The organism is Pseudomonas sp. P7779 (assembly GCF_013386315.1).
GTDB lineage: Bacteria > Pseudomonadota > Gammaproteobacteria > Pseudomonadales > Pseudomonadaceae > Aquipseudomonas.
Window position 1 is genome coordinate 26,714 of the sequence record NZ_JACARZ010000105.1, and the last position, 17,056, is coordinate 43,769.

The 17,056-nt window shown below is 63.8% G+C and carries 18 protein-coding genes; 7 read left to right on the plus strand and 11 right to left on the minus strand.

Annotated elements, in window-relative coordinates:
- Positions 1-29: 29 nt before the first annotated feature.
- Genes dsbG through dsbD form a run of 3 tightly spaced genes read right to left on the minus strand, consistent with a single transcriptional unit; the run spans position 30 to position 3,366 of the window.
- Positions 30-791, minus strand: coding sequence for a thiol:disulfide interchange protein DsbG (dsbG, locus tag HX869_RS26465; RefSeq protein WP_003209017.1), 762 nt, complete (start codon positions 789-791; stop codon positions 30-32).
- Positions 767-1,636 carry a TlpA disulfide reductase family protein gene (locus tag HX869_RS26470; protein ID WP_087695093.1) on the minus strand — a complete coding sequence of 290 codons (870 nt, stop codon included), beginning with the start codon at positions 1,634-1,636 and terminating at the stop codon, positions 767-769. Before HX869_RS26470 ends, dsbG begins: the two co-directional genes overlap by 25 nt.
- Entirely contained in the window at positions 1,636-3,366 is a 1,731-nt protein-coding gene (gene dsbD / locus HX869_RS26475) for a protein-disulfide reductase DsbD (RefSeq protein WP_178903901.1), read from the minus strand. The genes HX869_RS26470 and dsbD overlap by 1 nt, the downstream gene beginning before the upstream one ends.
- Before the next feature lie 175 nt (positions 3,367-3,541).
- Here dsbD and HX869_RS26480 point away from each other — a divergent pair, with 175 nt between their 5' ends.
- From HX869_RS26480 to HX869_RS26500, 5 genes are all read left to right on the plus strand, one after another.
- Entirely contained in the window at positions 3,542-4,222 is a 681-nt protein-coding gene (locus HX869_RS26480; protein WP_003209011.1) for a response regulator, read from the plus strand.
- On the plus strand, positions 4,222-5,541 hold the full coding sequence (locus HX869_RS26485; protein WP_008431673.1) for an ATP-binding protein: 1,320 nt from the start codon (positions 4,222-4,224) through the stop codon (positions 5,539-5,541). Before HX869_RS26480 ends, HX869_RS26485 begins: the two co-directional genes overlap by 1 nt.
- A 123-nt stretch (positions 5,542-5,664) precedes the next feature.
- The gene (locus HX869_RS26490) at positions 5,665-6,438 is read left to right on the plus strand and encodes an N-acetylmuramoyl-L-alanine amidase (RefSeq protein WP_003209007.1); all 774 of its coding nucleotides are present in this window, start codon (positions 5,665-5,667) and stop codon (positions 6,436-6,438) included.
- A gap of 150 nt (positions 6,439-6,588) precedes the next feature.
- Positions 6,589-7,989: an aspartate aminotransferase family protein gene (locus HX869_RS26495; protein ID WP_178903902.1), complete on the plus strand. Its 1,401-nt coding sequence runs from the start codon at positions 6,589-6,591 to the stop codon at positions 7,987-7,989.
- 80 nt (positions 7,990-8,069) lie between these two features.
- Complete coding sequence (locus HX869_RS26500) at positions 8,070-8,294, plus strand: MbtH family protein (RefSeq protein ID WP_003209001.1); 225 nt, start codon at positions 8,070-8,072, stop codon at positions 8,292-8,294.
- 149 nt (positions 8,295-8,443) lie between these two features.
- On the opposite strand, the gene HX869_RS26505 is transcribed toward HX869_RS26500, so the two are convergent.
- Genes HX869_RS26505 through HX869_RS26540 form a run of 8 tightly spaced genes read right to left on the minus strand, consistent with a single transcriptional unit; the run spans position 8,444 to position 14,598 of the window.
- Positions 8,444-9,391: a metal ABC transporter solute-binding protein, Zn/Mn family gene (locus HX869_RS26505; RefSeq protein ID WP_178903903.1), complete on the minus strand. Its 948-nt coding sequence runs from the start codon at positions 9,389-9,391 to the stop codon at positions 8,444-8,446.
- On the minus strand, positions 9,391-10,290 hold the full coding sequence (locus HX869_RS26510; RefSeq protein ID WP_178903904.1) for a metal ABC transporter permease: 900 nt from the start codon (positions 10,288-10,290) through the stop codon (positions 9,391-9,393). Before HX869_RS26510 ends, HX869_RS26505 begins: the two co-directional genes overlap by 1 nt.
- On the minus strand, positions 10,287-11,033 hold the full coding sequence (locus HX869_RS26515; protein ID WP_102369603.1) for a metal ABC transporter ATP-binding protein: 747 nt from the start codon (positions 11,031-11,033) through the stop codon (positions 10,287-10,289). The genes HX869_RS26510 and HX869_RS26515 overlap by 4 nt, the downstream gene beginning before the upstream one ends.
- Positions 11,030-11,950 (minus strand): metal ABC transporter substrate-binding protein, encoded by a 921-nt coding sequence (locus HX869_RS26520; protein ID WP_023659272.1) that lies wholly within the window; start codon positions 11,948-11,950, stop codon positions 11,030-11,032. The genes HX869_RS26515 and HX869_RS26520 overlap by 4 nt, the downstream gene beginning before the upstream one ends.
- A gap of 26 nt (positions 11,951-11,976) precedes the next feature.
- The gene (locus HX869_RS26525) at positions 11,977-12,537 is read right to left on the minus strand and encodes a DUF6162 family protein (protein ID WP_102605703.1); all 561 of its coding nucleotides are present in this window, start codon (positions 12,535-12,537) and stop codon (positions 11,977-11,979) included.
- A complete protein-coding gene (locus HX869_RS26530) occupies positions 12,534-12,863 on the minus strand; it encodes a hypothetical protein (RefSeq protein WP_003208992.1) in 330 nt (109 codons plus the stop codon). The genes HX869_RS26525 and HX869_RS26530 overlap by 4 nt, the downstream gene beginning before the upstream one ends.
- Complete coding sequence (locus HX869_RS26535) at positions 12,860-13,399, minus strand: hypothetical protein (protein ID WP_008431660.1); 540 nt, start codon at positions 13,397-13,399, stop codon at positions 12,860-12,862. Before HX869_RS26535 ends, HX869_RS26530 begins: the two co-directional genes overlap by 4 nt.
- Positions 13,396-14,598 carry a PepSY domain-containing protein gene (locus tag HX869_RS26540; protein ID WP_087695105.1) on the minus strand — a complete coding sequence of 401 codons (1,203 nt, stop codon included), beginning with the start codon at positions 14,596-14,598 and terminating at the stop codon, positions 13,396-13,398. The genes HX869_RS26535 and HX869_RS26540 overlap by 4 nt, the downstream gene beginning before the upstream one ends.
- A gap of 251 nt (positions 14,599-14,849) precedes the next feature.
- On the opposite strand from HX869_RS26540, the gene leuC reads away from it, so the two are divergent.
- A complete protein-coding gene (leuC, locus tag HX869_RS26545) occupies positions 14,850-16,271 on the plus strand; it encodes a 3-isopropylmalate dehydratase large subunit (protein WP_178903905.1) in 1,422 nt (473 codons plus the stop codon).
- Positions 16,268-16,882, plus strand: a complete 615-nt coding sequence (leuD, locus tag HX869_RS26550) for a 3-isopropylmalate dehydratase small subunit (RefSeq protein WP_003208984.1) — start codon at positions 16,268-16,270, stop codon at positions 16,880-16,882. The genes leuC and leuD overlap by 4 nt, the downstream gene beginning before the upstream one ends.
- Positions 16,883-17,056 lie beyond the last annotated feature (174 nt).

Below are 17,056 nucleotides of genomic sequence, written 5' to 3' on the forward strand. Positions count from 1 at the left end.
CGGGCATTGTCTTTACAGGCTAGGGCTGATTATTTCGGACCGAGAATCTTCACCAGCTTATCCGGCGACGGCGCTCCTTGCTGTTGCTGCAATCCACCCTTGTCATCCAGATAGAAAATTGCCGGCGTGGCCGACAACTCCAGCTCGTCCATCAGCTTCATATTCGAATCAAGCTTGGCCTGGATATCCGCCGGGATCTTTTCCAGCGCCTGCAACTTGCTGCCTTTACCGGCCGACTCATGGGCTTCCAAGGCCTGTTGCGGGTCCTTGGCGGCAAACAGCGCGGCCGACTTGCCCGGGCTGTCTTCACGGATAATCCCCACCATGATGTGCCGCAACTGCACCTTGCCCGACTTCACCCAAGGCCGCGCCTGCTCCCAGAACATATTGCAGTACGGGCAGTTCGGGTCGCTGAACAGGTACACGATGCGCGGCGCGTCCTTGTTGCCGTCCTGGATCCAGTTGCTGTGTTCCATCTTGGCCCAGACTTCCTTGGCCATCGGCGCATACACCAGTTTCTCCAGCGGCGCGGTGCTCAGGTCATTGCCATCGGCGTCGTACAGGTTGCCGGCAATCACGCTTTTGCCATCGGCAGTCAGGTACAGCGCCATGCCACGGTTCTGGTATTGCGCCGCGTAACCCGTGAGGCCGCTGGGCGCATCGAACTTGCCGATGATCTTGGCACCCTTGGCCTCGATGTTCTTGATCGGCGCCGGCCAGTCTTCGGCGTGGACCAGGCTGGCGGCCAGGGTCAGGGGCAGGAGTGTCAGCAGGTGGCGGAGGCGGAGCATGGCGAATTCCTTGTGGTGGCCGGCAAGGCCGGTTTGGCGGGGGTCGGCTCGAAGCGCTCCATGGCGCGGGCCAGGCTGGCCTGTGAGAGTTCGCCCAGGTGGCTGTTGATCAGGCGACCATCAGGTTGGTAGAAGAGGGTGGTGGGCAAGGCCATGGAGCCGACGGCCTGGCCCAGGCGGCCGCTGGCGTCGAACAGCACGTTGTCCAGGTTCAGGCCCTGGGTCGCCAGATAGGTGGCGACGCTTTGCATGCTTTCGGCCTGGTTGACGAACAGGAAGGTCACGTCCGGGCGCTGGCGCTGGGCACTTTCCAGTACCGGCATTTCGCGCCGGCACGGCGGGCACCAGGTGGCCCACAGGTTGATCACCAGCGGGCCGCCCTTGTAGTCGGCCAGTTGCACGGTTTCGCCATTGGCGTTGCGCAGGGCAATGTCCGGCAGGTGCGTGCCTTTTTCGTAGAGGGTCAGGGACAGGCTGGTCAAGGCCCAGAACGCCAGGCCGGTGATCACGCCGGCGCTCAGTGGCTTGCGCAGCAGCGGGCGGCGCCAGCCGTAGATCAGCGCGCCGATGATCAGCACGATCACGCCGGGCCAGGCGAGAAAACCGCCGTCCCGCAGGTCGACGATTTGCAGCGGGTCATTCTGGTAGTACGACCAGTACATCAATACGAAGCTGACGCGTGCGGCGAGCATACCCAGCAGAAACAGGGTGAACAGCACCGACTCGGGGTTCTCGCCGCCGCGCTTGGCCACCCGCCAGCCCACCAGGGTGGCGAGGATCAACGCCGTGATCAGCAGCAAGTGATTCAGGGCGATGGCGAAGGTGCCGATGGTCAGTGTCAGCATCAGAGGGCTTCCCGGGCTAGGGTCCAGCGTTGCAGGAAGGCGGCGGCGTCGACTTCGCCGGTGATGCGCTGGGCGCGGCGCTCTTCACCGTCGGGGCCGATCCAGACGAAGCTCGGCGGGCCGGGGACCTTGTAGCGGCCCAGCAGCTCGCGGCTGGCGGCGTTGTCGGCGGTGACGTCGAGGCGCAGCAGGCGCACATCCTTGAGGGCGTCCAGTACCTCGGGTTTGCCGAACACCTGTTTTTCCATGATCTTGCACGACACGCACCAGTCGGCGTAGTAGTCCACCAGTACCCATTGGCCCTGGGCCTTGGCACTGTCGAGCTGGCTTTGCAGCACGGCCGGGTCGTTGATGGTCATGAAGGCTTCGTGGGCGGTGGGAGCACCGGCTGCCCGCGAGCCGCTGTAGACCTTCAGCGGTTGCCACAGGTCGTCGCTGCCGCCGGCCGCGCCGATCACCAATACGCTGCCCCAGAGGCCCAGCACCAGCGAACCGGCACCGAACAGCATGGCGGTACGCCCGAAATCGTGGGCCAGGCGCCAGCCGCAGTAGGCCATGACCAGCGCCAGCACACCCCACAAGCCGAGCCACAGGGTTTCACCGACCACCGGGCGAATCATCAGCACGGCGGTGGCGAGGAACAGGAAGCCGAAGATGCCCTTGAGGATATTCATCCAGGTGCCAGGCTTGGGCAGGAAGCGGTTGCCCACGGTCACCAGCAGCAAAAGCGGCACACCGATGCCTATGCCCATGGCAAACAGGATCAGGCCGCCGTGCAAGGCGTTGCCGCTTTGGGCGATGTAGAGCAGGGCGCCGGCCAGGGGCGCGGTCATGCACGGGCCCACCAGCAAGCCGGACAGGGCGCCGAGCACGCCGGCGCCTACCAGGCTGCCGCCGCTTTGGTTGCGGCTGACGTTGTCCAGGCGATCGCGCAGGAAGGCCGGCAGTTGCAGTTCAAAGAAGCCGAACATCGGCAGGGCGAGAATCACAAACAACGCAGCGAAGCTGCCGAGGATCCACGGGGTTTGCAGCAGGGCGGCGAGGTTGCCGCCGAGCAGCGCAGCCAATACACCGAGCGCGGCATACACCAGCGCCATGCACACCACGTAGCTGGCGGCCAGGGCAAAGCCGCGCCGTGGGCTGGCGCCGCTGCCGACCACAAGGCCGGCGAGGATCGGCAACATCGGCAGGGAACACGGGGCGAAGGCCAGCAGCAGGCCCAGGCCGAAGAACACCAGCAGGCTCCAGCCCAGGCTGCGTTGTTGCAGGCCGCTGGCCAGGCTTTGGTCCTGGGCCTGGCCGGTGGCGGCGACGGCAGGGTTGCCGCCCAGGTCCACGGTGATCGATTGCGGCGGGTAGCACAGGCCGGCATCGGCGCAGCCTTGCCAGCCGAGCTTGACCTGGCCGGTGGCGCCAGCGGGAATCTTCACTTCCAGGCCCTGGCGATAGACTTGCTGCTCGCCGAAGAACTCGTCGCTGTGGGCTTCGCCCTGGGGCAACGTCGGCTTTTCGACCAGGCCATCGAATTTCATGCGCTGCTGGTACAGGTAGTAACCGTCGGCAATCTGCCAATACAACTGGGTTTCGCCGGAGGCCAGACGCTCGGAGGTAAAGGTGAAGGCTTTGCCTACCGGGAGGAAGTCGGGTTTGGTCTCGAATGGATTGTTGCCAGGCGCGGCCTGGGCGAATCCAGCAAACACTACCAGCAGAAAGATAAACAGATGCCGCATGATCAAGCCTTAGTTCGAAGCAAGTGGGACACACAATGTGTGGCGTTGATTAACCGATGATTAACCGGGCTATCCTAGAAAGAAGCGATTATCCGGGATTCTTGGCGTTGGCGGCATAATGCACGCTTAATCCACTGCCTTTTTAATCACCCTCACATTTTGCAAAGGGTTCACCATGCACGTACTGGTCTGTGAAGACGACGAGCTGATCGCCAGCGGTATTGTTGCCGGGCTCAGCGCCCAGGGCCTGACGGTCGAGCGCGTCGGCACGGCTGCGGCTGCCCGGGCGATGCTCAAGGTGGCGGAATTCGACGTGATGGTACTCGACCTCGGCCTGCCGGATGAAGACGGCTTGAAGCTGTTGCAGCAACTGCGCAGCCAGGGCCTGGAGATTCCAGTGCTGATCCTGACCGCACGGGATTCGGTGACCAACCGCGTCGACGGCCTGCAGGCCGGTGCCGACGACTACCTGCTCAAACCCTTCGACCTGCGCGAACTCGCCGCACGCCTGCACACCCTGTTGCGCCGGGTGGCTGGGCGCAGCGTCAACCTGATCGAGCACGGGCGCCTGACCTACAACCCCAGCAGCCGCGAAACGTTGCTGGGCGGTGAGTCGGTGGACCTGTCCCGCCGCGAGCAGGCGCTGTTGCAAGCCCTGTTGCAAAACCGTGGTCGGGTGCTCTCCAGCGAGCAGCTCAAGGACAGCGTCTACGGCCTGAACGACGAACTGGAAAGCAACGCCCTCAACGTGCACATCCACCACCTGCGGCGCAAACTCGGCAACGGCATCGTCGAAACCGTGCGCGGCCTGGGCTATCGCCTGGGCCCGGCTGACGGTGGAGAGGACGCTTCGTGATGAGCCTGCGCCTGCGGCTGACCTTCAAGCTCGGCGCAGCCTTCGTGCTGATCTGGGTCCTGGCCGCCGCGTGGATGCTCAACGACCTGCGCAACCAGATGATGTTCTCCCTCGACCAGCGCCTGGTGGCGTCGGCGCGCATGGTGGCGGGGCTGATGGAGCAGATGCCCGGCCTCTCCAGCACGGGGGAGGGCGCGCACTTCAGCGCCGAACAATTGAACGTGCCAGGCGGTATGGCGTGCCAGGTCAGTTCCTTGCGCGGCGTGGTTTTGGCCCGCAGCCACACCACGCCGGACCAGGGCCTGGAGTCGCGCAAGAGCGGCTTTCGCGACCAGATGATTGATGGTGTGGGCTGGCGCAGCTTTACCCTGTCCCGTGGCGATTTGTTTATCACCACCGCCGACCGGCAGGTGGAGCGTGAAGCGTTGAACCTGTCGATCCTGCTGGCCGCCTCGGTGCCGGTGGGCGTGGCATTGTTGGGCTGCCTGTGCCTGTTGTGGCTGGGGATCGGCCAGAGCCTGTTGCCGCTCAACCGCATGCGTGACGCCTTGATGCGCCGCAGTGCCGACTCCCTCGAACCGTTGCAGATCAGCCCGCTGCCCAGCGAACTCAAGCCACTGCTCGACACCCAGAACCAGTTGCTGCAGCGCATCGCCAAGACCATCGAACGCGAACGCCGCTTGACCGGTGACGCGGCCCACGAACTGCGCAGCCCGTTGACCGCGATCAAGACCCACCTGCAAGTGGCGCGCATGACCGAAGGCGCCGCCCGTGACCAGTCCCTGGCCCACGCTGAAGAGGGCGCCGACCGCTTGCACCGCACCCTTGAGCAGTTGCTGCTGCTGGCGCGGGTCGAAGGCAGCCTGTCGTTTGATGACGGCCTGCAATCGAGTGCCGAACAAGTTGCGCAACTGGCGATCCAGGATGCCAACGGCGGCGACAATCAGCGTATTGACCTGATCCTCGCAGACGGTTTGTCCGAAAAACCTTTGGAAATGCCGGTGGGCCTGGCCGTCGCGGCCCTGCGCAACCTGCTGGACAACGCGTTGCGCCACACCCCGGCCGATACCCGGGTGGAGCTGAGTGTGTCCAGCGCTGGCGACAATGTGGTGTTCCGGGTGCGTGACCATGGCGCGCCGATTTCCAGCGAAGACTTGCAACACTTGACCCAGCGCTTCTGGCGCAACGGCAACAGCCCGGGTTGCGGCCTGGGGTTGGCGATCGTCCAGGCCATCGTGCAGCGCTGCTCGTGCTCCCTGAAATTCGACAGCCAGGCCGATGGCATGCGCGTCGACCTGGGCATGCCGTTGCGGCGCTGAAACCTTCTTTTCACAGCACACATAGCTACCGCCATCCTCAAGCGCAACGCTTCAGGATGGCGGTCATTTTTTTGTGTTTGAACCGGCTGAATGACTCGGCCTGTGTTGAAAAGGACAGCCCCTATGTTGGTTATCGATTCCACGTATCCCGCAAACGACTTCAATGAGCGCAATGGCCAGGCCGTGCGCCAGGTGATTGTGCATTACACCGCCGCGCCCTTTGCCTCGTCATTGCGTGCACTGACCCGCGACGGTTTCAGTGCCCACTACCTGTTGGCCGACCCCCATGACGCCAGCTACCGCGCCGCCGGCTATGACGAGTTGCGGGTATTTCGCCTGGTGGACGAAGCGCAACGCGCCTGGCACGCCGGCACCAGCCACTGGGCCGGGCGCGATAACCTCAACAGCCGCTCCATCGGCATTGAAATCGTCAACCAGGCCCGGGATGACGCCGGTGTGTTGACCTTCCCGGCGTATGGCGCAGAGCAGATTGACGTGTTGATCGCCTTGATTCGTGACATTCAGGTGCGTTACCCGGCGATCGGTCCTACCGACATCCTCGGGCATTCCGACATTGCCTATTGGCGCAAGAGCGACCCCGGCCCCCGCTTGCCATGGCGCTGCCTGTTCGAGGCGGGCGTGGGGGCCTGGTATGAAGAGGTGGCCAAGATGGCCTATCAACGTCGGTTCGACATCGGCCTGCCGCCAGAGGTTGAGGTGGAGCGGGCGTTCCAGCGCTACGGTTATGCCCCGGCGAAAAATCGCCTGGGTTTCCAGCAACGTGTCCGTGCGTTCCAGATGCATTTTCGGCCCTCTGACTACAGTGGGCGGCTGGATGCGCAGACCTGCGCGATCCTGTATGCGTTGAATGAAAAATACACCGGGGTGGCCGGGTAAATCCGCTAAAGCTGTTTTTAACGACCACAGGTGTAAATCCTCCCTTCGCTGATGCGTTTCCAGAACAGGAAATCCGTGCGCGGCCCTTGGGCCTGGCGCCAACGGGTGGGCAGTTTGGTCACCATCATCAGCGTATTGAGGGATCGAGAGATGTCAGTCGCTACCAGCCGTATCGAAGAGACCCAGGCGGTCCCTGCGGAAACGCTTTACCAGTTCGATGAAACCCCGCTGCTGGCCCGCCAGCGCCAGCAGGAATCCAATGCCCGCAGCTACCCACGGCGCATTCCCCTGGCGCTCAAGCGCGCCCGAGGGATCTATGTCGAGGACGTCGAAGGCCGCAGCTTTATCGATTGCCTGGCCGGTGCCGGCACCCTGGCGCTGGGGCACAACCACCCGGTGGTGATCGATGCCATTCGCCAGGTGCTGAGCGATGAATTGCCGTTGCACACCCTGGACCTGACCACGCCGGTCAAGGACCAATTCGTGCAGGACCTGTTCGGCCTGCTGCCGCCGGCGCTGGCGCAGGAAGCCAAGATCCAGTTCTGCGGCCCCACCGGCACCGATGCGGTGGAGGCCGCGCTGAAACTGGTGCGCACCGCCACCGGGCGGAGCACGGTGTTGTCATTCCAGGGCGGTTATCACGGCATGAGCCAGGGCGCCCTGAGCCTGATGGGCAGCCTGGGGCCGAAGAAGCCACTGGGCGCGTTGCTCGGCAATGGCGTGCAATTCCTGCCATTCCCGTACGACTACCGTTGCCCGTTCGGGCTGGGCGGCGCGGAAGGGGTCAAGGTCAACCTGCATTATCTGGAAAACCTGCTCAACGATCCCGAGGCCGGTGTATTGCTGCCGGCGGCGGTGATCGTCGAGGTGGTGCAAGGCGAGGGCGGCGTGATCCCGGCTGATCTCGACTGGCTGCGCGGCCTGCGGCGCATTACCGAGCAGGCTGGTGTGGCGCTGATCGTTGACGAAATCCAGAGCGGCTTTGGTCGCACCGGCAAGATGTTTGCCTTCGAACATGCCGGCATTGTCCCGGACGTGGTCGTGCTGTCCAAGGCCATCGGCGGCAGCCTGCCGCTGGCGGTGGTGGTGTATCGCGACTGGCTCGACACCTGGTTGCCGGGCGCCCATGCCGGGACCTTCCGTGGCAATCAGATGGCCATGGCGGCCGGCTCGGCGGTGATGCGTTACCTCAAGGACCACGACATTCCCGCCCACGCGGCCGCCATGGGCGAGCGCCTCGGCGAACACCTGCGCATCCAGCAGCGCGACTTCCCGCAGTTGGGAGACATTCGTGGCCGTGGGCTGATGCTCGGTGTGGAATTGGTGGACCCCGCCGGTGCGCCTGATGCCCAGGGCCACCCGCCGGTGCATCGCCAACTGGCGCCGCTGGTGCAGCGTGAATGCCTCAAGCGCGGGTTGATTCTCGAACTGGGCGGGCGACACGGCAGCGTCGTGCGTTTCCTGCCGCCGCTGGTGATTACTGCCGCAGAAATCGACCGTGTGGCCGAGATTTTTGGTCGCGCCCTGGCGGCGTCAGTCACCAGCCTCTAATTTTTTATCGGGCTGGCACGTTCCTTCTTACATCAGCTGTGCGTGGTGCGCAGCCAGCCTTACACCGACGGAGAACAGCAATGACCTCAGTATTCGACCGCGAAGACATCCTGTTTCAGGTAGTGGTCAACCATGAAGAACAATATTCCATCTGGCCCGACTACAAGGCCGTGCCGGAAGGCTGGCGCACCGTGGGCAAGAGCGGGATGAAGAAAGAGTGCCTGGCCTACATCGAAGAAGTGTGGACCGACATGCGCCCGCTGAGCCTGCGCCAGAAGATGGATAGCCAGGCACTTGCCGGCTGACCCGGACCTCGGGCATAACACCGACTCAAATGTGGGAGCGGGCTTGCTCGCGAAGGCGTTGTTTCAGTCACCGTATGTGTTGACTGTCACACCGCATTCGCGAGCAAGCCCGCTCCCACATTTACTGTGTTTCGCCGGTGAGAGGCGCGTTACAGCGCCTTGATCACCTGATCCACATTGCCTTCCAGTTCCGCCACCGGGTCGGCGCCATCGGTGCCCAGCACCAGCAACTTCGCCCCGCCCGCCGTGACCGCCGCCTGCACTGCATCGCTTGGCTTGCGGTGATGCAGCACCACGGCCACCTCATTCTCCTTCAAGCCTTCGCTCAGTTGCTGCAACGCCTCGGGTGTCCACTCGGTATCCGCCCTTGCATCGGTGCTGACCAGCTCCAGGTTCAAGCCACTGACGAGATAACCAAAGTGACCGCTCAAGCTGGCCACCGTCAGGTTATCGGCCTTGGCCAGTCGCGCTTCGCTGTCGGCGGTGAGCTTGAGCAGGCGTTGCTTGAGCGCGGCCAGGTTGGCTTCGATCTGCGGCTTGGCCTCGGGCGCCAGGCGGCTCAGGTCGGCGGCCATCACATCGGCCATGCGCCCCATGTTGTTGCTGGCTTGCCACGGCTGGCTGTTCAGGCCGTCGGTGGCGCCCGGCTGCACGGCAATCCCCGGCAAGCCGCCGTCCACCGGGCGCGCGGCGTCGACTTCGACGATGCGGATATTGCTGCGCCGGGCCACCGGGTACAGCGGGTCGTCGGGCCACAGCGAGCGCAGGCCGATGGCTGCATCGGCGTCCAGCGCCAGGGTGTTCAGCGCCTGCGCACCGCGCCCTGTGAAATAGGCGACTTGCCGCGAGCCGGGCAGGTTGGCCGGTGCCGCGCGCTCAAGCTGTACGTCAGTGCCTTTGAGCAACACCTGCGCCAAGCCATAGGTGATCGGCAAGGCGGCGAGGACTTTTACCGGTTTTGTCGCCTTGGCCTGGTTCAAGGCAACATGGCCAACGCCTTGGTTGGCGGTGATCTGTAGCGGCTTGACGCCGTCGGCGGCAAATGCCGGTGTGGCAATGGCCAGGGCCAGAAGCAGTGGTCGAAACATCGGGCGCATTATCCAAAATTCCCTTTCAGGCTGGGGACCGTGCCGCGGGCGATGGCGGCGAGGGCGAAGGCGATACCGGCTACCAGGATGATCGCGGCACCGGACGGAATCGGCAGGTCGAAGATGATCGGCAGCAGGATCCCGCACAGGGTGCTGACGGTGGCGATCACCACCGAGATCCAGAAGAAGCCCTTGAGCGACTGGCTCAACAGGCGTGCGGCGGCCGCCGGAATCACCAGCAACGCACCCACCAGGATCGCGCCGATGACCTTGACCGCCGCCACGGTGATCAGGGTCACCAGGATCACGAACAGGTAGTCCAGGGTCTTCACCGCCACCCCGCGCACCGCCGCCAACTGCGGGTTGAAGCTGGCGAGCATGATGCGGTTGTACAGTGGCAGGGCCAGGGCCATCACCAGCGCGCCGACAATCGCCAGCACCAACAGGTCATTGCCGTTGACGGTCAGCACCGAGCCGAACAGCACGTTTTCGAGAATGTGCACGTTGATCTTGCCCGCCAGAATGAGCAGCAGGCTCGCGCCCAGGGCCAGGGACACCGAGAGGAATACGCCGATCAGCGTGTCCGGCGCCAGGCCGGTGCGGTTGCGCAAGTAGTTGAGCAGGATCCCGAACAGCAGGCAGTAGCCGAACAGGCTGCCGTAAGGCCCGGTATACGGTTCCCCCAGCAGAATGCCCACGGCCACGCCGGTCAGTGCGGCATGGCCCACGGCTTCGGAAAAGAACGCAAAGCGCTTGACCACCACCAGGGTGCCCAAACCACCCAGCACCGGGCCGATCAGCAGGCCGGCGAGCAGGGCGTTGACTACAAATCCATAGGCCAGCGCTTCCGGCAGATACCCGGAAGACGCCCAGCCCTGGACCATCAGACGAAAGGCTTCATAGCTCATAAGGCCGGGCTCCGTGGGTGGGTGGAGAACAGGGTCAGCAGGCGGTCCGGGGTCAGTGCCTCTTTCGGCGTGGCGTCGAACAGCACACGGCGGTTCAGGCCGGTGACGCGATCGGCCAGGCGGCCGACGGCTTCCAGGTCGTGTTCGATCCACAGCACGGTGATCCCGGCCTGGCGCCAATCGTTCAGCAGCCGCTCGAACACCTGGATCCCGGCTTCGTCCAGCGCCGACATCGGTTCGTCCAGCACCAGCAATTGCGGTGCCGGGATCAAGCCCTGGGCCAACAGCACCCGCTGGCGTTCACCGCCAGACAGCGCACCCATGCGCCGCTTGCGCTTGTCCTGCATGCCGACCCGTTCCAGTGCGTCGCCAATCGCGGCGGCGTAATGTTTGGACAGCCCGAGAAACGCCGGACGCCGCTGGCACATCGCGGCCATGAAATCGTCGACGGTCATCGGCAAGCCCCGGTCGAACTCCAGCGCCTGGGGCACGTAGCCGATGGTGCCGGGTGCATCCGGCCAATGCAGGCTCAACTGGCCCTGGTGCGGCGTTTGCCCCAGCAGGGTCTTGATCAGCGAGCTTTTGCCGCCGCCGTTGGGGCCCACCAGCGCATGGATGCTGCCGGGCTGCACCTGGAAACTCACTGCATCGAGGATCACCGTACGGCCCAGGGTCAGCGCGACGTTATCGAAGTCGAGGGTCGGGCCAACGCTGGCCACACTCAGGTGTTCAGCCGCCGTCATGCCCCGGACTCCTGAATCGCCCGCACCACGGTGTTGAGGTTGCCGGTCATTTCCACTTCGTATTTTTCCGCGCTGTAGTCGCCATAGGAAATATGCGACAGCGGGTACAGCTTCACCCCGGATTCACGCTGGATGGTGTCGACGTAGCTGGACGGGAAATCCATCTCCGAGAAGATCACTTTCACGTCCAGTTCCCGCAGTTGGTCGATGGTTTTCTTCAACTGGCTGGGGCTCGGCTCGATGCCGTGGGCCGGTTCCACCACGGCGGTGACTTCCAGGCCGAATTCCCGCAGCAGGTAGTCATATGCCGCGTGCACGGTGGCCACCCGCAGGTCGGGGTTGGGCGCGCTGGTGAGCTTGGCCAGGGCGTCGGCGCGCATCTGGCGCAGGCGCTTGCCGTAGGCGCGGGCGTTCTGGGTGTAGGTCTTGGCGTTGTCCGGGTCGAGCTTGCCCAGTTCCCGGGCAATGTTGTTCACCTGGGCAATCGAGGCGCTGATGGACAGGAAGGTGTGCGGGTTGACCACCTTGCCCGCACCGCGCGCAGCGTTGCCGGTGGCGGCCAGCAGCGGCACGTTGGCGTTGGCCTCGATCACCGGGATGTCCGGGCGCTCGCTGGTGGCGATCATGCGGTCGGCGAAATCGTCATGGCCGACGCCGTTGAGCACGATCACATCAAGGGTGCCGATGCGTTTGATGTCTTCGGCGCGGGGTTCGTAGGCATGGGGATTGAAACCGGCCGGAATCAGCGGGACAACTTCAGCCTTGTCGCCGACGATATTGGCGACGTAGCTGTAATACGGGTGCAGGGTGATGCCGATGCGCAGGCGCTTTGCCGGGTCGGCACTGGCGAACGGGGCCAGCAGCACGGTGATCAGGCCGACCAGCACCAGACGTAATAATGGAGATGAAATAGACATGGTCTTCTCTCGGCTGCAACGTGAATTCAGTGACGATGCTGGCGGGTGACACCGGCATCGAATTGCGCGACTACCTGCTGCCAGCCCGCGCTGATCAGCGCCTGGTCAGTGAGGTCGGTGGGGGCGGTGAGGTGGGCGCTGCGGTTGAGCCAGATATCCGGCTCGGCGCCGCGGATGCGCATCAACAGCGAACCGCTGAGGTCCGGCGTCTGGCTCAGGCCCAGATAGGCCGCGTCCAGCAACTGCCAGCGGTGGTCGCCACGGCTCACCGAACTGGCGTCCTGGGCGAAGGGCGCGAAGCCCTCTTCGGCCAGCTGTTCAGGCGTCGGCAGGGCGCTGTGTTCCTCCTGCAGCAAGTGGATTTCATCCAGGGTCACCCGCAGGTCGGCGTAGATGCCTTGCTCGGCGGCGCTGAGGTCGCGGCGGGCGTCCAGTTGGTGGCTGGGCACGGCGGCGATCTCCTGGCTTTCACCGCGCAAGGCCACCACCGTGCCGGCAACGGCGAGGATGATCAGGCACAACAGCAGGACATACAGGGTTTCGTGCCCGGCACCGGCCGGGCGCACGACTTGGGTTGTACGGCTCATTGGGGCTGGATATCCGCTTGGTCGATTTCCACCACGTGGCCGGGGCCGGCATCAAACAACACGTAGAACTCGGCGGAGGGTTTCTTGAAGGTCAGCTTCGAGTCTTCTCCCAGCTTGCCGGGCACCAGGATGGTCTCGTCGTAGCCGATCACGTCCAGGGTCACGCCGGGGGCACCGCTGCCATCAGAGAAACCACCGGTGCACTGGATCTGCTCGCCGGCGATTTCCTTGCATTCGCACATCGGGTTGTGGGCCAGGGCGACGGTACTGAAACCGGCACTGAGGATCAGCGCGCCAACGGTGCGGGCCAGTTGCGGCAAAGTCATGGTTTAACTCCTCGTTTTTTCAGCCAGTCGATGGTGGCCGGCGATGCCTGGCTCAAGGGAATGGAGGCCTGGTGCATGGCGCCGTCCCAGCCTTCCATGGTGATCCACACTTCGGCGTCCAGCGGGGTGCGCTCAGGGATCGGCAACGCGGCGCCCATGCGGTATGGGGTGCCGAAGAAAATCACCCCGGCCGCCCGCAGGCTGCGGGGCTTGCCGATACGCAGGTAGGTCGCCTTGACCTGGTCGATGCACGTGGCACACAGGGCAGCGTTGAAGGATTTCATCGGGCCTGCCGGGTCCGGGCGCGGCGGCTCGTTGCGTAGCTCGGCGAGCTTCAGGCTCCAGGGGCCGACCTGTACTTCGCCGATCTCCCGTTCGCCCAGGCCGCTGTCGCCGCGAAACAGTGCCGCGTCGGCAAAGTACTTGGGCATGAAGCCCAGGGGCACCAGCAACAGCAGGATATTGATGTGGAAGCGCCATTTGAGCCAGAAGGCCCGCAGGGGCGAGGGGGGTTGAACCGTCATGGCCTTGTTCATGGGTTGGCCTCCGTGGTCTCAGCCTGCAAGGCCTGGGTTTTCGCCGGTTGACGGGCTGCCTTGGCTTCGCGTTTCAGCGCATTGAGGGTGGCCAGAGCCGTGCGTTTGGTCCAGATCAGCAAGCCGCTCAAGACCATCATGCTCAGCACCAGGCCGAAGAAGGCCCAGATCAGCTTGATCCAGATCCCGCCAAAGTCCCCGGTGTGCAACGGGCGCATGGATTCGGTGACGAACTCCAGGGCCGAACGGTCGGACAGCAGGTGCGAGGCGGCGATTTCGCCGTTGTACGGGTTGATTTCCGCGGTCTGGAACATCAGCGGGTACCAGCCACGCCCGCCGATGCGCAGGTGGCTGTAGGCGTTGCTGGGCAGGCTCACGAAGCTGGCCTCAAGCCCGGGAATGCGCTGGGTGGCGATGTTGATCGCCTCGTCCAGGGGAATCATGGGCGCCGGTACGCCCGGGGCGGACATCGGCACTTTGTCGCGGGCAATCGCCGGGACGATTGGCTCGCTGGAAATGGTGATCTGGTTATCGCCCAGGATCGCCTGGATCAGGAACCAGGTGCCGGTGATCGAGATCACCGCGATAAACCAGATCGACCAGATGCCGCTCAACCGGTGGAAGTCGCCCCAGAAAATCCGCGCACCGTGACGAATGCGCAGGGTCGGCCTGAAAAAACCTTTCCAGAAACGCTTGTAGACCACGAGGCCGGTGACCAGCGAGGCCAGCAGCGGCAAGCCCAGCAGCGAGACCAGGTACCAGCCCCAGCTGTAGCCATTGGTGAAAGGCACCAGCCACCAGCCATGCAGGGCACGGGTAAATTGCTGGAAGTTGAACGATGGGCTGATGCCCTGGATCACCCCGGTGTATGGGTTGACGTAGACCTCCAGCGAGCGCCCGTCGGGGTAGCTGAGGTCGGCGCTGAGGGCGAAGTGCGATTCGTCCGGGCGGCTCAGGGATTCGACGATCACCTGGGGTTCGGCGCGCTTGATGGCGCCGATCACCTGGTCGTAGGTGAGCGGTTCGGCATCGTCCGACGGCTTGCTGGCGCGGATGTCCGGGTTGGCCAGCCAGACGATCTCCTGGCTGACCACCGCCAGGGTGCCGGTGACGCAGACGATCAGCACAAAGAACCAGATGGGCAATGCCAGCCAGCTGTGCACGAGAAACCAGAGTTTTGAGCGTGACTTCTTCGACATGTGAATGAGGGTCTTGATCGGAGGGAGGCGGTAAAGGCCCGGAAAACGCCACCCGTAGCTTTTGCTGACGCGAGCGGCTGTATCTAAGTTAAGACGGATGAGAAACACAAAACCCTAAGGCGGATATGAAAGTAAATGTTTCAGATACGCATTCATGCAACACGAAACATGTTCCGAGCCATCACCAAGGCGGGATTGATGGGGCGGGGGCGCTGCCTATGATGGGGTCATACCGTTGAGCGAGCCCCATAATGACTTCTACCAGAACCCTCTACGACAAACACATCGATTCCCACACGGTGTGCCGCCTGGATGACCAGGGCCATGTGCTGCTGTACATCGACCGCCAGGTGATCAATGAATACACCAGCCCGCAAGCTTTCAGCGGCTTGCGCGAGGCGGGCCGTGGTGTGTGGCGGCCCGGTACGGCGCTGGCGGTGGTCGACCATGTGAATCCCACCACGCCCAAGCGCATCGCGACCATGCCGGATGCGGGCGGCGCGCGCCAGGTGTCGTACCTGGCGGAAAACTGCCGGGATTTCGGGATCGAGCTGTTGGATATCCTCGACAAGCGCCAGGGCATCGAACACGTGATCGCCCCGGAGCAGGGTTTTATCCTGCCGGGCATGGTGATCGCCGCCGGCGACAGCCACACCACCACCTACGGGGCCTTGGGCGCGTTCGGCTTTGGCATTGGCACTTCGGAAATCGAGCATTTGCTGGCCTCGCAAACCCTGGTCTACAAGCGTCTGAAAAGCCTGCGTGTGACCGTGGACGGCGAACTGGCCCGTGGGCTGACCTCCAAGGACGTGATCATGGCGCTGATCGGCAAGATCGGTGCCTCGGGTGCCACCGGCTACGCCATTGAGTTTTGTGGGTCGACCATCGATGCCCTGAGCGTCGAGGCGCGCATGACCATCTGCAACATGGCGGTGGAAGCCGGTGCACGTGGAGCCTTCATGGCGCCGGACGAAAAGGTCTTCGCCTACCTCAAGGGCAAGCCACGCGCGCCGAAAGGCGAGTTGTGGGAACGCGCCCTGGTGGGCTGGCGCCAACTGCACTCGGATGCCGACGCGGTGTTCGACCTCGAAGTGCAACTGGATGCCAGCGCCCTTGAACCGATGGTCACCTGGGGCACCAGCCCCGACCAGGCCGCGCCCATCGGTGCCCGAGTGCCGGACCCGCAAGACATCAGCGACCTGATCCTGCGCCAGGACATGCGCCGTGCCTTGAACTACATGGGCCTGGAAGCGGGCATGCCGTTGAGCGACATTGTGATCAGCCACGCGTTTATCGGCTCCTGCACCAACGCCCGCATCGAAGACCTGCGCGACGCCGCCAGCGTGGTGCGCGGCAAGCACGTGGCCGACCATGTGCGGGCGATGATCGTGCCGGGCTCCACCGAAGTGCGTGACCAGGCCGAAGCCGAAGGCCTTGCCGCGATCTTTATCGACGCCGGGTTTGAATGGCGCCAGTCGGGCTGCTCGATGTGCCTGGCGATGAACGACGACGTGCTGGAGCCGGGCGACCGCTGCGCTTCCAGCACCAACCGCAATTTCGAAGGCCGCCAGGGCGCGGGTGCCCGCACGCACCTGATGAGCCCGGCCATGGTCGCCGCTGCGGCCATCACTGGCCGGCTGACGGATATTCGCCACTTTGGAGACCGCACATGAGCTTGCAACCCTTCACTCGGATCACCGGCAAGGCGGCGCCGATGCTGGCGGCCAATATCGACACCGACGTGATCATGCCCAAGCAGTTTCTCAAGGGCATCGACCGCAACGGGCTGGATCGCGGGTTGTTCTTTGATTTGCGCTTTTTGCCCTCGGGTGAGCCTGACCCGCAATTTGTGCTGAACCAGCCGGCCTGGCAGGGCGCGAGCTTTATGGTAGTGGGGCCGAACTTCGGCTGTGGGTCCAGCCGGGAGCATGCGGTGTGGGGCTTGAAGCAGATGGGTATTCGCGCGTTGATCGGCAGCAGCTTTGCGGGGATTTTCTATGACAACTGCCAGCGTAACGGGGTGTTGTTGATCACGCTGGAGGAGGCTGTGTTGCAGCGGTTGGGGCAGATGGTGAGTCAGCCTGAGCAGGCGCAGATCAGTGTGGACCTGGAGGCGCAGGAGATCCTTTTGGCGGACGGGCAGGTGATTGCGTTCCAGATCGATACGTTGCGCAAGACTGCGTTGTTGTTGGGGTTGGATGCTATTGGCACGACGTTGCAGCGCAGTGAGCAGATCAAGGCGTTTGAGCGGGAGCATCTGGCGGCCAATCCTTGGCTCGGGTGATGGGGCTGTAGTTGCAGGTTGGCTGCTGCGCACTGCCTGCGTTCGGCCTCGGGCTGAATGGGGCAGTCAGATCAAAATCAAGAGCACAGCGGCCTCCCGGCCGGCTTGAGTGTTAAAAGCAAAAGCAAAGACCAGAGCGAAAACAGATCTGCTTTTCTGTGGGAGCGGGCTTGC

Coding starts and splice junctions, on each gene's coding strand:
- HX869_RS26520 (WP_023659272.1), bottom strand. CDS start 11,950: ATGTCTATTTCATCTCCATTATTACGTCTGGTGCTGGTCGGCCTGATC.
- HX869_RS26540 (WP_087695105.1), bottom strand. CDS start 14,598: ATGTCGAAGAAGTCACGCTCAAAACTCTGGTTTCTCGTGCACAGCTGG.
- HX869_RS26495 (WP_178903902.1), top strand. CDS start 6,589: ATGTCAGTCGCTACCAGCCGTATCGAAGAGACCCAGGCGGTCCCTGCG.
- HX869_RS26505 (WP_178903903.1), bottom strand. CDS start 9,391: ATGCGCCCGATGTTTCGACCACTGCTTCTGGCCCTGGCCATTGCCACA.
- HX869_RS26535 (WP_008431660.1), bottom strand. CDS start 13,399: ATGAACAAGGCCATGACGGTTCAACCCCCCTCGCCCCTGCGGGCCTTC.
- leuC (WP_178903905.1), top strand. CDS start 14,850: ATGACTTCTACCAGAACCCTCTACGACAAACACATCGATTCCCACACG.
- HX869_RS26530 (WP_003208992.1), bottom strand. CDS start 12,863: ATGACTTTGCCGCAACTGGCCCGCACCGTTGGCGCGCTGATCCTCAGT.
- HX869_RS26500 (WP_003209001.1), top strand. CDS start 8,070: ATGACCTCAGTATTCGACCGCGAAGACATCCTGTTTCAGGTAGTGGTC.
- HX869_RS26485 (WP_008431673.1), top strand. CDS start 4,222: ATGAGCCTGCGCCTGCGGCTGACCTTCAAGCTCGGCGCAGCCTTCGTG.
- dsbG (WP_003209017.1), bottom strand. CDS start 791: ATGCTCCGCCTCCGCCACCTGCTGACACTCCTGCCCCTGACCCTGGCC.
- HX869_RS26490 (WP_003209007.1), top strand. CDS start 5,665: ATGTTGGTTATCGATTCCACGTATCCCGCAAACGACTTCAATGAGCGC.
- HX869_RS26525 (WP_102605703.1), bottom strand. CDS start 12,537: ATGAGCCGTACAACCCAAGTCGTGCGCCCGGCCGGTGCCGGGCACGAA.
- HX869_RS26480 (WP_003209011.1), top strand. CDS start 3,542: ATGCACGTACTGGTCTGTGAAGACGACGAGCTGATCGCCAGCGGTATT.
- HX869_RS26470 (WP_087695093.1), bottom strand. CDS start 1,636: ATGCTGACACTGACCATCGGCACCTTCGCCATCGCCCTGAATCACTTG.
- dsbD (WP_178903901.1), bottom strand. CDS start 3,366: ATGCGGCATCTGTTTATCTTTCTGCTGGTAGTGTTTGCTGGATTCGCC.
- leuD (WP_003208984.1), top strand. CDS start 16,268: ATGAGCTTGCAACCCTTCACTCGGATCACCGGCAAGGCGGCGCCGATG.
- HX869_RS26510 (WP_178903904.1), bottom strand. CDS start 10,290: ATGAGCTATGAAGCCTTTCGTCTGATGGTCCAGGGCTGGGCGTCTTCC.
- HX869_RS26515 (WP_102369603.1), bottom strand. CDS start 11,033: ATGACGGCGGCTGAACACCTGAGTGTGGCCAGCGTTGGCCCGACCCTC.